Source organism: Methylocystis sp. Se48 (genome assembly GCF_056269425.1).
The window spans coordinates 2089148-2106665 of sequence record NZ_CM149850.1; the positions used below are offsets into that span (position 1 = coordinate 2089148).

At 65.9% G+C, this 17518-nt stretch carries 19 protein-coding genes; 14 read left to right on the forward strand and 5 right to left on the reverse strand.

All coding sequences use genetic code 11. The features are described from left to right. Positions 1-73 precede the first annotated feature (73 nt). The 3 genes from ACV959_RS10315 to ACV959_RS10325 form a co-directional block, all read right to left on the reverse strand. On the reverse strand, positions 74-532 hold the full coding sequence (locus ACV959_RS10315) for a hypothetical protein (RefSeq protein ID WP_475736521.1): 459 nt from the start codon (positions 530-532) through the stop codon (positions 74-76). Positions 533-684: 152 nt separating this feature from the next. Next, positions 685-1101 carry an RNA polymerase-binding protein DksA gene (gene dksA / locus ACV959_RS10320; RefSeq protein ID WP_475736522.1) on the reverse strand — a complete coding sequence of 139 codons (417 nt, stop codon included), beginning with the start codon at positions 1099-1101 and terminating at the stop codon, positions 685-687. Between the two features lie 128 nt (positions 1102-1229). After that, a complete protein-coding gene (locus ACV959_RS10325; protein ID WP_475736523.1) occupies positions 1230-2441 on the reverse strand; it encodes an NADP-dependent isocitrate dehydrogenase in 1212 nt (403 codons plus the stop codon). Between the two features lie 408 nt (positions 2442-2849). Here ACV959_RS10325 and ACV959_RS10330 point away from each other — a divergent pair, with 408 nt between their 5' ends. From ACV959_RS10330 to ACV959_RS10340, 3 genes are all read left to right on the forward strand, one after another. After that, positions 2850-4244: a hypothetical protein gene (locus tag ACV959_RS10330; RefSeq protein WP_475736524.1), complete on the forward strand. Its 1395-nt coding sequence runs from the start codon at positions 2850-2852 to the stop codon at positions 4242-4244. 59 nt (positions 4245-4303) lie between these two features. Beyond that, positions 4304-5137 (forward strand): RNA methyltransferase, encoded by an 834-nt coding sequence (locus ACV959_RS10335; RefSeq protein ID WP_475736525.1) that lies wholly within the window; start codon positions 4304-4306, stop codon positions 5135-5137. A gap of 110 nt (positions 5138-5247) precedes the next feature. Continuing rightward, positions 5248-5475 carry a hypothetical protein gene (locus tag ACV959_RS10340; RefSeq protein ID WP_475736526.1) on the forward strand — a complete coding sequence of 76 codons (228 nt, stop codon included), beginning with the start codon at positions 5248-5250 and terminating at the stop codon, positions 5473-5475. Between the two features lie 42 nt (positions 5476-5517). Here the strand turns inward: ACV959_RS10340 and ACV959_RS10345 are convergent, their stop codons facing one another. Next, positions 5518-5913, reverse strand: coding sequence for a nuclear transport factor 2 family protein (locus tag ACV959_RS10345; protein WP_475736527.1), 396 nt, complete (start codon positions 5911-5913; stop codon positions 5518-5520). 101 nt (positions 5914-6014) lie between these two features. Here ACV959_RS10345 and ACV959_RS10350 point away from each other — a divergent pair, with 101 nt between their 5' ends. Then, on the forward strand, positions 6015-6260 hold the full coding sequence (locus tag ACV959_RS10350) for a hypothetical protein (protein ID WP_475736528.1): 246 nt from the start codon (positions 6015-6017) through the stop codon (positions 6258-6260). Between the two features lie 85 nt (positions 6261-6345). Further along, on the forward strand, positions 6346-6906 hold the full coding sequence (locus ACV959_RS10355) for a NifU family protein (protein ID WP_475736529.1): 561 nt from the start codon (positions 6346-6348) through the stop codon (positions 6904-6906). Between the two features lie 51 nt (positions 6907-6957). On the opposite strand, the gene ACV959_RS10360 is transcribed toward ACV959_RS10355, so the two are convergent. Next, complete coding sequence (locus ACV959_RS10360) at positions 6958-8346, reverse strand: N-acetylmuramoyl-L-alanine amidase (RefSeq protein WP_475736530.1); 1389 nt, start codon at positions 8344-8346, stop codon at positions 6958-6960. Positions 8347-8529: 183 nt separating this feature from the next. On the opposite strand from ACV959_RS10360, the gene tsaB reads away from it, so the two are divergent. The 9 genes from tsaB to metK all read left to right on the forward strand — a co-directional run bounded on the left by tsaB (position 8530) and on the right by metK (position 17518). Next, on the forward strand, positions 8530-9300 hold the full coding sequence (gene tsaB, locus ACV959_RS10365) for a tRNA (adenosine(37)-N6)-threonylcarbamoyltransferase complex dimerization subunit type 1 TsaB (protein ID WP_475739641.1): 771 nt from the start codon (positions 8530-8532) through the stop codon (positions 9298-9300). Positions 9301-9307: 7 nt separating this feature from the next. Next, entirely contained in the window at positions 9308-9796 is a 489-nt protein-coding gene (locus ACV959_RS10370; protein ID WP_475736531.1) for a GNAT family N-acetyltransferase, read from the forward strand. 184 nt (positions 9797-9980) lie between these two features. Further along, the gene (gene miaB, locus ACV959_RS10375; RefSeq protein WP_475739643.1) at positions 9981-11330 is read left to right on the forward strand and encodes a tRNA (N6-isopentenyl adenosine(37)-C2)-methylthiotransferase MiaB; all 1350 of its coding nucleotides are present in this window, start codon (positions 9981-9983) and stop codon (positions 11328-11330) included. Next, complete coding sequence (locus ACV959_RS10380) at positions 11327-12367, forward strand: PhoH family protein (protein WP_475736532.1); 1041 nt, start codon at positions 11327-11329, stop codon at positions 12365-12367. Before miaB ends, ACV959_RS10380 begins: the two co-directional genes overlap by 4 nt. After that, complete coding sequence (ybeY, locus tag ACV959_RS10385; RefSeq protein ID WP_475736533.1) at positions 12364-12891, forward strand: rRNA maturation RNase YbeY; 528 nt, start codon at positions 12364-12366, stop codon at positions 12889-12891. Before ACV959_RS10380 ends, ybeY begins: the two co-directional genes overlap by 4 nt. Then, entirely contained in the window at positions 12875-13816 is a 942-nt protein-coding gene (locus tag ACV959_RS10390; RefSeq protein ID WP_475736534.1) for a hemolysin family protein, read from the forward strand. Before ybeY ends, ACV959_RS10390 begins: the two co-directional genes overlap by 17 nt. 74 nt (positions 13817-13890) lie before the next feature. Then, positions 13891-15525, forward strand: a complete 1635-nt coding sequence (gene lnt / locus ACV959_RS10395; RefSeq protein WP_475736535.1) for an apolipoprotein N-acyltransferase — start codon at positions 13891-13893, stop codon at positions 15523-15525. A 268-nt stretch (positions 15526-15793) separates the two neighbouring features. Beyond that, positions 15794-16156: a helix-turn-helix domain-containing protein gene (locus tag ACV959_RS10400; protein ID WP_475739645.1), complete on the forward strand. Its 363-nt coding sequence runs from the start codon at positions 15794-15796 to the stop codon at positions 16154-16156. A gap of 156 nt (positions 16157-16312) precedes the next feature. Next, a complete protein-coding gene (metK, locus tag ACV959_RS10405; RefSeq protein WP_475736536.1) occupies positions 16313-17518 on the forward strand; it encodes a methionine adenosyltransferase in 1206 nt (401 codons plus the stop codon).

Genomic DNA, 17518 nt, shown 5'->3' on the forward strand with positions numbered 1-17518 from the left:
GCGCCCCGCCGCCGCGGCCCGCATCGCCCCGTCCCGCGACGCCGCCATTTCTTGCGCGCGCCCAGCGTCTGATTCAGCCGAAGCCGGAAATCGGTCCGGCGCCGCCGAAGCCTGTCGCCCCTCCGCCGCCCCCGGCCGCCGCCGCGCCCGCCCCGCCGTCGCCCCCGGCCGCCGCGCCGCCGGCGCCGCCGAAGCCTGTCGCCCCTCCGCCGCCCCCGGCCGCCGCCGCGCCCTCCCCGCCGTCGTCCCCGGCCGCCGCGCCGCCGGCGCCGCCGAAGCCTGTCGCCCCTCCGCCGCCCCCGGCCGCCGCCGCACCCGCCCCGGCGGCGCCCAAACCCGCGGCCCCGCCGGCGCCGCCGAAGCCTGTCGCCCCTCCGCCGCCCCCGGCCGCCGCCGCACCCGCCCCGGCGGCGCCCAAACCCGCGGCCCCGCCGGCGCCGCCGCCTGCTGCGACCCGTCCGCCTGCGCCGCCGCCGGCCACGCCGCCCGCCGCGGCAAGACCTCCGGCGCCGCCGCCGTCAGAGGCGCCCAAGCCGGTTGACGTCGACCCGCTCGAGTCGCTCGAAGCCGAAATGGCGCGACTGCTCGGCCGGACGGACAAGGAATGACCAAAAAGAGAAGGGCGTCGCTTTCCGGCGACGCCCTTTCCTCATCTTTTATCGGAGCCGATGTCGGTTCAGGCCGTCAGTCGTCGCGGTAGACTTTTTCGCGCCGCTCATGGCGCTCCTGCGCCTCGATCGACAGGGTCGCGATGGGGCGGGCGTCGAGGCGCTTCAGTGAAATGGGTTCGCCCGTCTCCTCGCAATAGCCGTAAGTGCCGTCGTCCAGCCGCCCGAGCGCGGCGTCGATTTTCGCGATGAGCTTCCGCTGACGGTCGCGCGCGCGCAGTTCGATCGCGCGGTCCGTCTCGGAAGACGCCCGGTCCGCGAGATCGGGATGATTTTCATTTTCATTCTGGAGGGCCGCGAGCGTCTCGCGGCTTTCGTGCAAAATGTCTTCCTTCCAGGCGAGCAGCTTACGGCGAAAATATTCGCGCTGCCGATCGCACATGAAAGGCTCGTCTTCGGACGGCTTGTAGGTTTCGTCCAAATCCACCGTCATTGCCGAGAATCCTCAATTGGCCGATAGGCGCGGCCTATATAGACGCGACGCAGGACAGATACAATGCGCATGCGCAGGCTTGCTCCCCGCTGCGAACCTGCAGGTCCGGCGCGGCCCGGACAGGCGGTCTACCCCATCGCCTTCCGCAAATTCTCGTCGACCTTGTCCAGGAAGCCGGTCGTCGACAGCCACTTCTGATGGCAGCCGACCAACAGCGCCAGATCTTTCGTCATATAGCCGGACTCGACCGTCTTCACGCAGACGTCTTCGAGCGTCCGCGAGAAGCGCGCCAGTTCCTCGTTGCCGTCGAGCTTGGCGCGATGGGCGAGACCGCGCGTCCAGGCGAAGATCGAGGCGATGGAGTTGGTGGAAGTCTCGTGGCCCTTCTGGTGCTCGCGGTAATGGCGCGTCACCGTGCCATGCGCGGCTTCGGCCTCGACGGTCTTGCCGTCCGGCGTCATCAGCACGCTGGTCATGAGTCCGAGCGAGCCGAAGCCCTGCGCCACGATGTCCGACTGCACGTCGCCATCGTAATTCTTACAGGCCCAGATATAGCCCCCGGACCATTTCAGCGCCGAGGCCACCATGTCGTCGATGAGGCGATGCTCGTACCAAAGGCCCAACGCCTCGAATTGCGGCTTGAACTCCTTGTCGTAGACTTCCTGGAAGATGTCCTTGAAGCGCCCGTCATAAGCTTTGAGGATCGTGTTCTTGGTCGAGAGATAGACCGGAAACTTGCGCTGCACGCCGTAATTGAAAGACGCCCGCGCGAACTCGTAGATCGAGTCGTCGAGGTTGTACATTGACAGCGCCACGCCGGCGCCGGGGAATTTGAAGACTTCCTTCTCGATCGCCTGCCCGTCTTCGCCTTCGAACTTGATGGTCAGGCGCCCCTTGCCGGGAACCTTGAAGTCGGTGGCCTTGTATTGGTCGCCAAAGGCGTGGCGGCCCACCACGATGGGCTGCGTCCAGTGCGGGACGAGGCGCGGCACGTTGGAGCAGATGATGGGCTCGCGGAAGATGACGCCGCCGAGGATGTTGCGGATCGTGCCGTTCGGCGACTTCCACATTTCCTTGAGGCCGAATTCCTTCACGCGCGCTTCGTCCGGCGTGATGGTGGCGCATTTCACGCCGACGCCATGCTGCTTGATGGCGTTCGCCGCGTCGACGGTCACCTGATCGTTGGTCGCGTCGCGGTTCTGGATGGAAAGGTCGTAGTAGAGAAGATCGACGTCGAGATAGGGCCGGATCAGCTTGTCCTTGATGAAGGCCCAGATGATGCGGGTCATTTCGTCGCCGTCGAGTTCGACGACAGGGTTCGCCACCTTGATCTTCTGCATGTCCGATCGATCCTCAAGCTGCGCGCGCCTTATAGCTCCGCCCGGACGCAAGGGAAAGCGGGCCGTTCGTTGGATTTTCAACAATGGTTTGGAAACCAAAGCGAAAAGCGGGGCCGTTTCCGCCGTTCGAGCCAAGTGCTTGAATTCCCGCGCGTCGCCATTCGCCCAACGCGCCATCTTTGCATTAACGGCGCCATGCGGCGCGCAAAACGATCGGGAATGCGCAACCCTAACGTTCTGAAACTCGACCTTGCGTCGGCAGGCCGTGCGGGATGCAATGTCTGTTCAACAAGGCGCTGGCGGAAACCGCGCTCGAGCAGACCCGCCGATGGCCGGGCCTGTCCGTTTACGCGAATTTATCGGCGCGCCCTTAGAGTCTCTCCGCTTTTCGCGCTGGGAACGCCCTGGATGCCGCCCTCTCTCCTGTTGTTTCTGATTTATTCGATCCCGCCGCTCGCTGGCTGGTGGGCGTGTTTCCGAATGCCGCTCGGACGCCGGCGTTTTCGCCGCAGTGTCGTCATTCCCGCCCCGATGGAGCGGATCTGGCGCCTTCTCGATCCGCGCGGACCCCAGGGCGGCTGGTCGTTCCTCCACGAGACGCGGAACGCCGCGCAACTGTCCGGGAATCCGCTCACGCTCTCAATGGAGCGTCGTCCCCGCCACAGCCACCGGCCTTTCGTCCGCGCGGAGGAAGAATGCCTCGTTGATGTCGCCGCCCGCCGGGTCTTCCGCGCGGACCACGCGCCAGACGGCGCCCGCAGCGAGGTTACGCTCGCGAACTCCGGCGCCGGCGTGACGGTCAACGCAACCTATGAACGACGCGTCACAGGCCTTCTCGACTATGAGATCACGCGCCTCGGCTTTGCGCGCGATCTCGACGCGCTTGCGGACGCGGTCCTGGGCCGCGACGCTGGGGCGGCGCCGCTTTTCCGCTTCTCCGGCTGGCGGCTCGCGGCGCTCGGGGTCGTCAGCGGCGTCGTCATGGCGGCGTTGATTCTGGCGCCGGGGTTCTATGCCGCGCTCAAATCCATGGGCGTTTCCTTCGAGGCGCTCCTCGCCGACCCGCAAGCGCTTGGCTTCATGCTCGCCCTCGGTTTCGCCATCGCCCTGTTTCTGTCGACGCTTTTCATCGCCGCCACGCTCGTCCACGAGATGGGCCATGCGCTGGCGCTCGCGGCTTTCGGCCACCGTGGAATCACCGTGAGCCTCATCCCCTTCGGCGGCGGCGTGGCGCTCGGCGCGCGCGACTACGCCAGCGCCTTCGAGGCGGGCGCGGTGAGTCTCGCGGGGCCGGCCTTCTCCGCCGTCGTCGCCCTCGCCGCTCTGCCCGACCCCGGCCGGCTCTCGGCGCTCATGCAGGGGCTTGGCGGCAATGCGCCGGAATATGGCGCGGCCTTCGTCGCTTTCTCCGGCGCGGTCTACGCCCTGCTGACGCTGCTCATCAATATTCCCAATGTCCTGCCCTGGACGGGATCGGACGGCGCCGTGGCCCTCGGCGCCATCTTCGGCGGCAGGCGGCGGCGCCACGTCGCGGCGGGGCTTTTCGCCGCGCTGCTCGCGGTCGTTTTCGCGGGCCGCGACGACCTTTTGCCCTTCGGCCTGATGTTCGTCGCGCTCTCCTGGTTCAACCGCAAGCGGCCCGAAACGGCGGGTTCGTCGACCGCCGACGGCTGGCGCCGCCTGGCCGTCGCGGGGAGCCTCGCGCTCGTCGTCGGGGTCTATGCGCATGAGGCGGCGACGCTGCGACAGATCGACTGGCTGCCGCGCCCGCCGACCCCGACCATGGCGCCCGACCGCGCCTGACCCCTTCCCCCGCGCGCCGCTTCCGCGTAATCAGCGGTTCGTCACGGGGGAAGCGGAAATTGGTCGGAGCGGGCACGGATCACACGAAACAGGCGCTCACGGGCGGGCCGGCCATCATTCTTGTGCGGCCGCAGCTCGCCGTGAACATCGGCATGTGCGCGCGGGCGATGGCCAATTTCGGCCTCTCGGACCTGCGCCTCGTCAGCCCGCGCGAGGGCTGGCCGCGCACGGGGGCCTATCGCAAGGGAGCCTACGCCGCGGCGGCGGGCGCGACGCATCTTCTCGAGCAGGCGAAGCTCTACGACAGCGTGCGGGAGGCCATCGCCGATCTCAATTTCGTGTATGCCACGACGGCGCGGGGACGCGGGCAAATGAAGCCCGTGATCGCCCCCGCCAGGGCGCTCCCCGACACGGCCGCCCGGCACGCGGCGGGGGAGACGCATGGCTTCCTCTTCGGCCCCGAGCGCACCGGCCTCGACAATGACGACGTCGCGCTGGCCGACGCGATCCTCACCTTTCCCGTCAATCCCGCCTACGCCTCGCTCAATCTCGCGCAGTCGGTCCTGCTCGTGGGCTACGAATGGTTCCGCGCCGCCCATGGCGACGCGCTGCCTTACGAGCTGGAGCAACGCTCGCCCCCGGCGACGCGCGAGATGACGATGGCTTTCTTCGACTTTCTGGAAGAGGAGCTCGACAAGCGCGGCTTCTTCCGTCCACTCGACAAAAAGCCCGTGATGTCGCGCAACCTGCGCAACATGTTCCACCGCATGAGCCTCACGGAACAGGACGTGCGCACGCTCTGGGGCATGGTGGTGCGCCTCGTGGAAGGTCCGCGGCGCGATCCGAAAAAGGCATGGCGCCGGAAGAAGATAGAGACGGCGGAAACGGAGTGAGCCGCGTTTGCGGCCCCTGCCCGGCAGCCGAGCGCGCGCTCCCATTCAAGGCCAAGCCGTGCTAGCGTCGCGGAAGGGGCTCGCGCTCGAGGCCCGAAGGGAGCGATCAGATGCCTTATTTTCTTGCGGCAATTCTCATTGGCGCGCTCGGCGCGCCCGCGGCGTCCGCCCTGCCCTCCATCAGCCCGCATTCGCTAGCGACGTCGAAAGCCGATCCGATCATCCAGGCGGCGGCGAAACGCAAACCGGCGCCGAGCCGCAGCAGCCGCAAACGCGGAAACAGCGGCGGCGGCGCGAGCAGCGGCATCCATCCTCTTGTCGGCAGCGGCGAATACTGAGCCGCGCGGGGTCGGATCGGGCTTCGCGCGCGCCGGCGCCGCTCAATGGAACGAACGCTTCGCCTCGCGTTGCGCGGGCGGCGGAGGCGCGAGCGGACTCGCCTGATGATGCAGCAGCCGCCATTTGCCGTCGATGACGCGAAACCAGTTGGTGGCGAGCAGCAGTCCGCCGCCGACTTCCTCCACGCAGAAGACGCGGCCCTCGCCGCCTTGGACCAGCGCCCGTTCCTCCCGCGCGGTGACCGCCTCCTGCGACGGATTTCGAAAAATGTCGCGATAGGAGCCGAGGATCGGCGCCCGGCCGATCAGCGCCGTCCAGCCCGGATGCACGCAGCTCACGCCGTCTTCCGCCCAGATTTCCGCCATGCCCGGAAGGTCTCGGGCGGCGAAGGCGCGATAATAGGCGGCGTTGGCGGCGAGAAGCGAGTCTTCGTCCATCCGCAGAGAGTGGGGGATTTGTCCTCGCCGCGCAATATGCGCGCGCGGCGGACTCTCTCCCTGGCGAGATTGTTGCTTGCTCCCGGTCCGGAAAATTCCCCATGGATGCGCTGACCCTTTTCGGACTTTTCGCCGTGAGCGCCATGCTGCTGTCTTATGCGCTCGAGGAACGCAGCCACTGGTTGGTGCTGTGCTTCGCCGCCTCCTGCGCGCTTGGCTCCATATATGGTTTTCTGCAAGGGGCGTGGCCTTTCGGCCTCGTCGAGGCGATATGGTCGGGCGTAGCGCTGCGTCGCTGGACTGACCGCCGCAAAGCCTTCCGCGAATACGATCGAAACGCCAGATAAAGGGTGGCGCATATCGCCGGAACCCGAAATTGTGCTAGACCCACGCCCGTCCCCCGGCCTTGAACCGGGCTCAGGAGGCTTGAAAATGTTCATTCAGACCGAAGCCACCCCCAATCCCGCCACCTTGAAGTTCCTGCCCGGCCAGGCCGTGCTCGGCCAGGGCGCGATGGAGTTCCGCTCGGCCGCGGCCGCGGCCAACGCGCCGTTGGCGCAGGCGCTGCTCGCCATCGACGGGGTCGAGGCGGTGATGTACGGGGCCGACTTCGTTTCCGTCACCAAGAACGAGAGCGACTGGGCGCATCTCAAGCCCGCGATTCTCGGCACGATCATGGAGCACTTCGCCTCGGGCGCGCCGCTCCTCACCGAGGGCGCGGACGCCGTCACGGATCACGCCGGCGAATTCTACGACGACGACGACGCCGAGACCGTCGCGACGATCAAGGAGTTGATCGAGACGCGCGTGCGTCCCGCCGTGGCCGGCGACGGCGGCGACATCGTGTTTCGCGGCTTCCGCGACGGCGTCGTCTATCTCGCCATGAAGGGCGCCTGCTCGGGCTGTCCCTCCTCCACCGCGACGCTGAGAAACGGCATCGAAAACCTGCTGCGGCACTTCCTGCCTCAGGTGAAATCGGTCGAGCCGGCGTAAAATTGACTTGGCACCTGGCGGCGTTCGTTGCCGCCAGGCCCGTGGATCTTGTCACCAATCCGCGATGTACCCCCGCGTGTCGATGTGGATGAACTTCTTCGAGGGATAGTAGCCAATGCCGCCCCGGAAGCGCGGGTCAGAATCGCGCACCGCGCGGGCCACCTCCCGCCAGTCGGAAGGCTCACCGCCCGCGCAAGTCCAATCGATCGCGTTGAAGCGCCGGTGATGGCTCTCCCCCGCACCCCGTATGCACTCATTATAGCCCTCACTTCGGAACGCCGAGAGAATCCGGACCGGGGCGCCCAGCCGGTGGCGAATCTCATCCAGCATCAACGCTGTATTTGTGAGATTCGGCCAGACCGCCCGCGGCGGCAGGGTGTTTTTGCCCGCGCAGGCGCCGCTTTGATTGCCCGCGCCGAGAAAGAGAAACTCCGCCGGTGCAAAGTAGCGCAGACCAATCGATCGGATCTGGGCATTGAAGGCGTCGTAATCGAAGCCGTAGAAGGCCTCTGCAGTTAACCACCTGCGCAACAAATCTAAATTCCTGGCGGCATCCGCGTCGAAAATCTGGATATTGAAGCCGCCATGGGGATCCTGCTCAGCGAACTCCCGAACGTCATTTTCGGCCAATGACGCGACGGCCTCGGCCAGATCATCAGCAATCCTACCGAGTACGCGCTCATGATCGGCGCCGCCGAGGTCGACGGACGCCACTTGAGTATCCACTCTCGACACCGATAGCCGATCAACGGAAAGCTCGGCTTCCGCAGTGGCGAAGGCGACGGCGTCTTCGAACCCGTCCTCCGCCGCAGCTATAAAAAGGTTCTGGCCGAGATAGTCTTCAATACCATCTGCGATCGCGACGGCGATCGAATTCCGGTACGATTCGCTGCCAAGCTTCGCCTCTTCGTCTGCGCGATCGAGAAAGCTTACCTCGGTCAGGCAGCAGGCCGTGGCCTCGGCATGAAACGCCCTGCGCAGGACGCAGAGATTCATGCGTTTCACGCCGCCGGGATGGATCGCATTGCGATCGCGCAGCCCAGTGGCTGCGACAAGTCTGGCCTGGACGGCGCGACATAGCGCAGCCGAAATATCTCTATGGTCCGTATGAACGAAGGTTTCAGTTCCCTGTGCGTTGTGCGCCTCCGACCCGTTGAAATGGATCGAGACGAACACGGCGGCAGACGCGCGCTTGGCCCGCCGGGCCCGGTCCTTCAGGCTGAGATTGACGTCGTCATCCCGAGTCAGGTCGACGCGATGGCCGCGGGAAGAAAGAACGCTGCGGACCCTCCGCCCGACGTCGAGCGTCAGCGACTTCTCAAGCGTCCCGGCCGGGCCGACCGCGTTGTTTGGACTTGAGACGCAGGTTTCGCGGTTGCCAGCAGGGCTTGTCCCCCCATGCCCCGGATCAATAACAATAATGGCCATCAAAATCCCCATTTTTTATAGCTCGCAGGGTCAAGCCTGCGCCAAAATGCAGCATTGGGCAAGTGCGGTTCAACCGCAATTGCATCAACCGGCGTGGGCGACTCAGTTCGCCATAGCAAGAATTTTCCTTTTTCTACGATACGCGAAGTCGAGCTTTATTGATCGCGGCCCCAAAAGGGTCATATGCTCCGCCGCATGCGAATCCTTGCGATTGACACCGCCCTTCCCGCCGTTTCGGCCTGCGTGCTCGACAGCGACGCGGAAGCGCCCATCGCCGCGGAGTCCCTCGCCATGGAGCGGGGGCACGCCGAGGCGGTGATGCCGCTCATCGAACGCGTGATGAGCAAGGTCGAGGGCGGTTTCTCGACGATCGACCGCGTCGCGGTCGCCGTCGGCCCCGGCTCCTTCACCGGGATTCGCATCGGCCTCGCGGCCGGTCAGGCCATTGCGCTCGCCTGCAAGGCCGAGGTCGTCGGGGTCTCGACGCTCGCCGCGCTGGCCGCGCCGCTCATTCTCGACGCGTCCGACGGGATCGTCGCAGCGGCGATCGACGCGCGGCACGGCAAAGTTTACGTCGCCGCCTTCGGGCCGGACGGCCGCGCCCTGCTCTCCCCCCGCCGCGCGGGCGCGCACGAGGCGCTTCGCGCCCTCGGCGACGGGCCGCTGCTGCTGGTGGGCTCGGGGGCCGAACTTCTGGCTAAGGAGGCCCACGCGCGCGGCCTGCCGGTTCAGATCATCAGCGAACAGCCCTCGCCGGACATCGAGTATATCGCGCGGCTCGGCCTCGCCGCCCGGCCGGAAAGCGCGCCGGCGAAGCCGCTCTACCTCAAGGAGCCGGACGTGACGCTTCCCAAGGCTCCAGAAACCGCGCACGCCGCCTCCGCCGCCGAGGATGCGCCGGCGCCCGCCGCCAAGCAGCCGGGCTCCGCTCCGGAAGCGCTCGCCTCCGCGCCGGCGCAGGCGTGAAACGGCCATGAGTTTATTCTCCAGCTTTTTCGTCAAGCCGACATTCGTCGTGCAGCCGATTGGCGCCGAGCGCGCGGAGGAATGCGAGGCGCTGCACGGCGCCTCCTTCGCCTTCGGCTGGTCCGCGACGGATTTTGAAAGCTACCTCACCGATCCCCATGTCATCGCCGACGGCGCGGTGAGCGAGGGCGCCAAGGGCATGCTCGGGGGCTTCATCCTGTCGCGCCTGCTGCCGCCCGACGCCGAGGTGCTGACCTTCGCCGTCGACCCCGCCCGCCGCGGCGTGGGATTGGGCCGCATGCTTCTCGACAGGCATCTCGAAAATCTCGAACGCGGCGGCGCGCGCCTCGTCTTTCTGGAGGTCGCGGACGACAACGAGGCGGCGCTCAAGCTCTATTTTCGCGCCGGCTTCAAGGAAATCGGCCGGCGGGAGAATTACTATCAGCGCGCAGACGGGACGAAGCGCGCGGCGGTGAATTTGCGCCTGGAGATGTGAGCCCGCGCGATATTCGAGTCGTTGTGCGCGCGAAAAATCTCTATAATGCCGCCAAATCCTGAAGCGGGCCGCGAATCGCGGCCTTCGGGAGAGAAGGAGCGGCAAAATTCCCACCCAGGTTTCGAACGCGGCCGCGGCGCATGCGGAGGCTCCCGAGACCGCGCCCGCCGAAAGCGCCAAGGTTCTGGTCAAGTCCTACGGCTGCCAGATGAACGTCTATGACGCGACGCGCATGGCGGATCTGCTCGGCCGCGAGGGCTACGCCGAGACGGCCGACGAGGCCGAAGCCGATCTCGTCATCCTCAACACCTGCCACATCCGCGAGAAGGCGGCCGAGAAAATCTATTCGGAGCTCGGCAAGCTGGCGCAGGAAAAGCGGGCGCGCGAGGAGTCAGGGCGCGAGCTGAAAATCGTCGTCGCGGGGTGCGTGGCGCAGGCGGAGGGCGAGGAAGTGCTCAAGCGCCAGCGGGCGGTCGATCTCGTCGTCGGGCCGCAGAGCTATCACCGCCTGCCGGCTCTGCTGAAACAGGCGAAGGACGGACGCCGCCTCACCGACACCGAATTCGCGGTCGAGGACAAGTTCGACGCCCTGCCCCAGCCGAGCCGCGCGCAAATCCGCGCCCGCGGCGTTTCCGCCTTCGTCACCGTGCAGGAAGGCTGCGACAAGTTCTGCTCTTTCTGCGTCGTGCCCTATACGCGCGGCGCCGAGATTTCGCGGCCGGTGGCCGATATCCTTGCCGAGACGCGCCGGCTCGTCGACGCCGGCGTTCGGGAGATCACGCTCATCGGCCAGAACGTCAACGCCTATCGGGCCGCGGACGAAAAGGGACGGGAATGGAGCCTCGCCCGTCTGCTCGCCTGCCTCGCCGATTGGGAAGGGATAGACCGGCTGCGCTACACCACCAGTCATCCTGTCGACATGGCCCAGGATTTGATTGACGCGCATGGGTCGATTCCGAAACTCATGCCCTATGTCCATCTTCCCGTGCAATCGGGCTCCGACCGCGTGCTGAAGGCCATGAACCGCAAGCATAGGGCCGCCGACTATCTCGACATCGTCGCCAGGCTGCGGAAAGCGCGGCCGGACGTGGCGATGTCGTCGGATTTCATCGTCGGCTTCCCGGGCGAAACGGACGGGGATTTCGAGGAGACGATGGCGCTGGTGCAGGAAATCGGCTTCGCCTCGAGCTTCTCCTTCAAATATTCGGCCCGGCCCGGCACACCCGGCGCCGAGCGGGACGACCAGATCGACGAAGAGGTCAAGCGCACGCGCCTCGCGGCGTTGCAGGCGCTGCTCGAGGAACAGCGTCAGGCGTTCAACGCGGCGACCGTTGGCCGCGACGTCGAGGTGCTTTTTGAAAAACCCGGCCGCCACGAGGGTCAAATCGCTGGCAAGAGCCCTTATATGCAGGCTGTGCATGTCAGCGGCCCCGCTGACATGATCGGCAGCGTGGCGCGGGTCGCAATTGTCGCGGCGGGCTCCAATTCGCTGGCCGGCCGGCTATCGGGCGAAGGCGAGGAGGCGAAGGCTTGACGACGATTGACGACTTGCGGCTCGGACGCCGGGACGAGGCGGCCGAACCCGACGCGGAAATCACCCTCGCCTTCGAAAACAACAAATACGCATCCCTTGTCTTCGGCCATTACGACCAGAACCTCGCCAAGATCGAACGGCGTTTGAAGATCGCCTCCTTCGCCAACGGCAATCACGTGACGCTGAAGGGCAAGTCCGAGGCCTGCGAGCACGCGCGCCGCGTGCTGGAGGCGCTCTATGAGCGCATCTCCAAGGGGCAAACCGTGGCGCTTGGCGACGTCGACGGCGCCATCGAGGAAACCGCCGGCCAGCGCAGCCTCTTTCCCGACGCGGAGCCCGCGCGCGGCGCCTTCGAGCAGATCATCACCCGAAAGCGCGGCCTCGTGCGCGCCCGCAACGCCGCGCAGGACCAGTATTTGCGCGCGCTGAAGCGCTATGAGCTGGTGTTCGGCGAAGGTCCCGCCGGCACGGGCAAGACCTGGCTCGCCGTCGGCCATGCGGTGCAGCTCATGGAGCAAGGCGCGGTCGAGCGGCTTATCCTGTCGCGCCCCGCCGTCGAGGCCGGCGAGCGGCTCGGCTTCCTCCCCGGCGACATGCGCGAGAAGGTCGACCCCTATCTGCGCCCGATCTACGACGCGCTGCACGACTTCATGGATTCGCGCATGGTCGAGCGCGGGATGCAGACCGGCATCATCGAGGTGGCGCCGCTCGCCTTCATGCGCGGCCGCACGCTCACCCGCGCCTGCATCCTGCTGGACGAGGCGCAGAACGCGACCTCGATGCAAATGAAGATGTTCCTCACCCGCATCGGCGAGGGCTCGCGCATGATCGTGACGGGCGACCCATCGCAGACCGACCTGCCGCCGGGTCAGACCTCGGGCCTCTCGGAAGCCGTCGCGCTTCTCTCCGAGATCGACAGCGTCGGCCGGGTGAAATTCTCGGAAGGCGATGTGGTGCGTCACGATCTCGTGCGCCAGATCGTCGGCGCCTATGACCGCGCCGCCCGGGCCAGATCGAAGCCGCGCGGCGACGCATGAGCCCGGAAATCGACATCATCATTTCCGCCGAGGCCTGGGAGGGCGTCGACGGGCTGGAGACGCTCACGCGCGCCTGCGTCGATGCGAGCCTCGCGGAGAGCGGCGCGGCCCTCGTCGACGGCTGCGAAGTCAGCATCGCCTTCTGCGACGACGCGGAGATCCAGACGCTCAACGCCCAGTGGCGAGGCAAGGACGAGCCGACCAACGTTCTCTCCTTCCCCACGCCCGGTCCCCTCCCGGCGCGGCCGCTCCTCGGCGATATCGTCATCGCCTACGAGACTGTGGCCCGGGAGGCCGGGGAACAGGAAAAAACGTTGCATGAACATACCGCTCACATGGTCATCCATGGATTTCTGCATCTGATCGGCTATGATCACGAGACTGCCGCCGAGGCCGAAGCGATGGAGGGCCTCGAAAGACGGATCGCGTCGCGGTTGGGCTTGCCCGACCCCTATGCCGGCGAATCGGCCGGCGAAGGGGATGGCGCGGGCGAACTGAACGAAGGTCATGTCGACACGATCTGAAAACGCCGAGGAGTCATTAAGACGCAGCCATGAACCGCGTCTGACGCTGCTCGACCGGCTGCGCGGCCTGCTGGGCCTTGCCCCCGCCTCCGTTCGCGAGGACATCGAGGACGCGCTGGAGGAGGCCGCCGGCGACGTCACGCCGCACGAACGCGCGCTGCTCAAGAATGTGCTGGGCCTGCATGATCTGCGCGTCGAGGACGCCATGATCCCGCGCGCCGACATCATCGCGATCTCGATCGACTCGTCGCTGCGCGACGCGCTGAAAATCTTCCGCGACGCAGGCCATTCGCGGCTGCCGGTCTATGCGGGCACGCTCGACGATCCGCGCGGCATGGTTCACATTCGGGACTTCGTGAACCACCTCGCCCTTTGCGCCGAGAAGCGCGCCGCAGCTCAGGAAGCCGGCGGCGCCGAGCCGAAGAAAGTGGATTTCGACACGCCCCTGTCAGCGGCCGATCTGCTCAAGCCGGTGCTGTTCGTGCCGCGCTCCATGCCCGCGCTCGATCTGCTCATCAGGATGCAGACGACGCGCACGCATCTCGCGCTGGTAATCGACGAATATGGCGGCACCGACGGGCTCGTAACCATCGAAGACATCATGGAAATGATCGTCGGAGACATCGAGGACGAGCACGACGTCGCCGAACCGCCGGAAATCGAGGAACTCGACAACGGCGACTTCCTGATCGACGCGCGCGCCGACCTCGATGAGGTGACCACGCGACTTGGCGTCGATTTCCGGCTGGACGACACCCCGGAAGAAGTGACGACCATCGGCGGCCTCGTCGCCTGGCTCGCGGGCCGGGTGCCGATGCGCGGCGAAATCATCGGAACGCCGGTCGAGCAGTTCGAATTCGAGATCGTCGAAGCCGATCCCCGCCGGGTCGGAAAGCTGCGGGTGCGGGCGCGCCAGCATCTCTGAAGCGTATTCCGGGCTTTGCGCCGCCCGGATTCCGAATAAAGTCGAACCGCCGATTCGCGGGAGACTCCGATACGATGGCGCCAGGTGCCGAATTGTCCGCCGCGCGGGCGGAGCTGTCGTCTCTCCCCCAGCGCGTCATTCTCGCCGACGGCTGGACGCGCCGCATGATCGCCTTTGCCGCGGGCGCGGCCGGCGCGCTGGCGCTGCCGCCTTTCGACTTCGCGCCCGCCATGGCCGTCCCGCTGACGACGGCCGTCTGGCTGATCGACGGCGCGGCGGTTCGGGGCGCGCGCTTCAGCTTCGCGCCCCTGCGCGCCGCCGCGGGCGCGGGCTGGTGGCTCGGCTTCGGCTATTTTCTCGCCGGACTGTGGTGGCTCGGCGCCGCCATGCTCGTCGAAGCGGATCAGTTCGCCTGGGCGATCCCGCTGGCCGTCATCGGGTTGCCGGGGGCGCTCGCGCTGTTTCCTGCTTTCGGCTTCGCTCTGTCGCGGCTTCTGTGGTCCTCCGGCAGTCTGCGGATTTTCGCGCTGGCCGCCGGGCTCGGCGCCTCTGAATGGCTTCGCGGCCACATCTTTACCGGCTTTCCCTGGAACGACGTCGGCATGGCGCTCGCGCAGGCCGGGCCGATCGGCCAGGCCGGCGCGCTCGTCGGCCTGCACGGGCTCGATCTCTTCGCCATCGTCATTTTCGCCGCGCCGGCGACAATCGTGGATCGGCGCCCCGGCGAGCGCTTTCTCTCCAATGCAGCGGCCTGGGCCGCCGCTTTTCTTCTCCTGACGCTGTCCGCCTATGGCGCATTGCGGCTCGCGGCGAACGACACCGAATATGTCGACGGCGTCAAACTTCGGCTGATGCAGCCAAATCTGCCGCAGGACGCGAAATTCCGTCCGGAGAACGGGCAGGAAATCCTGCGCCATTACCTGGCGCTCTCGGACCGCGCGACGGGACCGGACCGGACCGGCGTCGCCGACGTCACCCATCTGGTCTGGCCGGAGTCGGCGTTCCCCTACATTCTCTCCCGCGAACCGCAGGCGCTTTCAGCCATCGCGCGCGCGCTACAGGGCAAGATCCTCATCACCGGCGCGGCGCGCGTGGAGGGCGAGGGCGGCGGGCGCCGCGGCAAAATCTTCAACTCGATCGAGGTGTTGCAGGGCGATCGCATACTGGCCTTCTACGACAAGACGCATCTTGTTCCTTTCGGCGAATATCTACCCCTTGACGGGCTCCTGAGGCCGCTGGGCGCAATGCATCTCGTGCCGGGCACGTGGGATCAGGGCCAGGGTCCGAGAAGCCTGTCCGCCCCCGGACTGCCGTCCATCGCGCCGCTCATCTGCTACGAGGCGATTTTTCCCGGAGAAGCGGCCGTCAGGGACCGCGCGGGCAAGCGGCCCCAGATGCTGCTCAACCTGACGAACGACGGCTGGTTCGGAAGAACGAACGGCCCCTACCAGCACTTCGCCCAGGCGCGTCTGCGGTCGATCGAGGAGGGGTTGCCGCTCGTGCGGGTCGCCAACACCGGCATATCAGCCATTGTCGACGCTTACGGACGCACGATCGCCTCCCTGCCGCTCGGCGAAGAAGGGATCATCGACGGCCGTCTCCCCAAACCTGCGCCGGATACTCTGTTCTCGAGGTTCGGCGGCGCAATTTTTCCGGCGCTTTGGGCGTCTTTCTTTTTCCTCGCCCTCTTCGGGCGCTGGCGCGGCTGATTTCCATCGCCCGCGACCGTTCCCCCGCCCGGTATTTTTTACGCAACCAACTTCAGGAGGTTGAGTCTGATTTTTGCCCACATCTTGCGCGAACCGGCCTCCTCGCAGAGGGAGTTTAGTTTTCCCATTCGTTTCTTTCTTGTATTTCATAGAGGTAATAATAAAGGATGTTTGCAATTGGACGGCGTTAGGCTAAAACGCGGCAGGAGGGTTCGCTGTGAAAAAAACGCCAGACCCGATCGACAGACATGTCGGCAGCCGCGTACGGATGCAGCGCATCTTGATGAAGATGAGCCAGGAAAAACTTGGCGAGGCGCTAGGGCTCACTTTTCAGCAGATTCAAAAATATGAGAAGGGGCTGAACCGTATCGGCGCGAGTCGGCTGCAGCAGATTTCCAAGACCCTCAACGTTCCCCCCTCCTTCTTCTTCGAAGGCGCGCCGGGCGTCGGAGCGGCGGAGGGCAACGGTTTCGCCGAGGAGTCCTCATCACAATATGTCGTCGACTTCCTCTCTACGGCCGAAGGCCTGCACCTCAACCGCGCCTTCGCCCGGATAAAGGATCCGAAGGTTCGCAAGCGCGTGCTCGATCTCGTGGCCGCTTTGGCGGAGCAGGACGGAAGCGCCGAATAGCGACGGCACATATTCGTTGATCCGTCCGGTTCTCTAAAACGAACGGTTTTCCGCATTTTGGCTTGACGTAACGAACGCCGACTGGCAGATGACGGCGCGAGCGGCGCAAAGTCGCATGCTTGTCCTGCATCCGGCGGCCATTGGGAGATTCCGAAAGTGACCCGGAAAAATTTTCTTTTCACGAGCGAGTCCGTTTCCGAGGGCCATCCCGACAAGGTCTGCGACCGCATTTCGGATGAAGTCGTCGACGCCTTCTACCGCGAGGGCGCGAAGGAAGGTTTGGATCCGTGGATCATCCGCGCCGCCTGCGAAACCATGGCCACGACCAATCGCGTCATCATCGCCGGCGAGTCGCGCGGCCCGAAGGGCGTCACCGTCCAGATGATCCAGGAGCTGGCGCGCAAGGCGATCCGCGACATCGGCTATGAGCAGGAAGGCTTCCATTGGGCCAACTGCAACATCGAGGTGCTGCTGCACGGCCAGTCGGCCGACATCGCGGCGGGCGTCGACGCCAAGCAGCCGACCAATCAGGAAGAAGGCGCGGGCGACCAAGGCATCATGTTCGGCTACGCCTGCAACGAGACACCGGAACTCATGCCGGCGCCGATCTATTACGCCCACAAGATCCTCTTCGACCTTGCCCAGGCCCGCAAGTCCGGGAAAGGCGACGGCGCCAAGCTCGGCCCCGATTCGAAGAGTCAGGTGACGGTCCGCTATGTCGACGGCAAGCCGGTCGGCGTCACCGAGATCGTGGTGTCGCATCAGCACGTCATCAAGGAACTGTCCTCGGGTCAGGTGCGCGAGATCGTCGAGCCTTACGTGCTCAAGGCGCTGCCTGAAGGCTGGGTGACGAAAGACACCATCTGGCACGTCAACCCGACTGGCGCCTTCTACATCGGCGGTCCCGATGGCGATTGCGGTCTCACCGGCCGCAAGATCATCGTCGACACCTACGGCGGCGCGGCTCCGCATGGCGGCGGCGCCTTCTCGGGCAAGGATCCAACGAAAGTCGACCGTTCGGCGGCTTATGCCGCGCGCTATCTCGCCAAGAACGTCGTCGCCTCCGGCGCGGCGGACCGCTGCACCATCCAGCTGTCCTACGCCATCGGCGTCGCGCGCCCGCTGTCGATCTATGTCGATACGCATGGCACCGGCAAGGTCGATGAAGCCAAGATCGAAGCCGTGCTAAGCGAGGCGATGGATCTCTCGCCGCGCGGCATTCGCGAGCGTCTTGATCTAAACCGCCCGATCTACGCGCGCACCTCCGCCTACGGCCATTTCGGCCGCGCGCCGGAGACGGATGGCGGCTTCTCCTGGGAGAAGACCGACCTCGCGGACAAGCTGAAATTGTGGCTCGCCTGA